General features: G+C 61.9%; 1 protein-coding gene and 1 pseudogene. One reads left to right on the top strand and one right to left on the bottom strand.

Annotation, left to right across the window (positions count from 1 at the left end):
* Positions 1–388: Sir2 family NAD-dependent protein deacetylase (locus tag V7665_RS13620; RefSeq protein WP_442955235.1), on the bottom strand; the 388-nt coding region annotated here is incomplete at its 3' end.
* Between the two features lie 134 nt (positions 389–522).
* Between V7665_RS13620 and V7665_RS13625 the strand changes: the two are divergent.
* Positions 523–869 (top strand): annotated as a pseudogene (locus V7665_RS13625) (4-hydroxy-tetrahydrodipicolinate reductase); the annotation flags it as partial.

Below are 869 nucleotides of genomic sequence, written 5' to 3' on the forward strand. Positions count from 1 at the left end.
GCGCATCGCAGGCCAGACACCAGGCGCTGTTCAGCTCGCCGTGCATATGGAGCAGGCGTTTGGAGCCGGCGCGGTCGTGCAGGTCATCGACATTTTGCGTCACCAGCAGCAAGTCGCCTGACCATTTGGCGTCGAGCCGGGCCAGCGCCTGATGCGCCGCATTGGGGTGGACGGTTTTCAGCCTGGCGCGGCGCTCGTCATAGAATTTCTGCACCAGTTCGGGATCGCGGACAAAGGCTTCGGGCGTGGCGACATCCTCGACCCGGTGGCCTTCCCACAGACCGTCCGGCCCGCGGAAGGTGGCGACGCCGCTTTCGGCGCTGACGCCGGCGCCGGTGAGGATGACGATATTCTGTGTTTCGCGTTGCATATTGTCCTTCTTCGTCATGCCATTTTGCTTTTCGTCATCCTGAACTTGTTTCAGGGTCCATTTCGTCTCATAGAAACTGCCTAGAGGATAAGTGGATCCTGAAACAAGTTCAGGATGACGAAACCGGGCTCAGGACGAACGGAACACGCAATATGACAGCCATCGGAATTATCGGCAGCAAGGGCCGCATGGGACAGGCGCTGGTCGCGGCGATTGCCGAGGCGGGCCATGAACATGCGGGCGGCGCGGATCAGGGCGATGATGTGGCGGCGCTGGTTGCGGCGAGCGACGTCCTGGTCGATTTCTCTTCCCCGAAGGCGCTGCAGGCGACACTCGATGCCTGCGCTGCAGCAAATAAACCCATCGTCATCGGCACCACCGGACTGGAGGCGGCGCATCACGCTGCCATCGACGCGGCCGCGACAAAAATCGCCGTGCTGCAAACCGGCAATACCTCGCTTGGCGTCAATATGCTGGCGGCGCTGGTCGAGCAGGCGGC

It is taken from the genome of Parasphingorhabdus sp., assembly GCF_036964675.1.
In the GTDB taxonomy this organism is placed as follows: domain Bacteria; phylum Pseudomonadota; class Alphaproteobacteria; order Sphingomonadales; family Sphingomonadaceae; genus Parasphingorhabdus.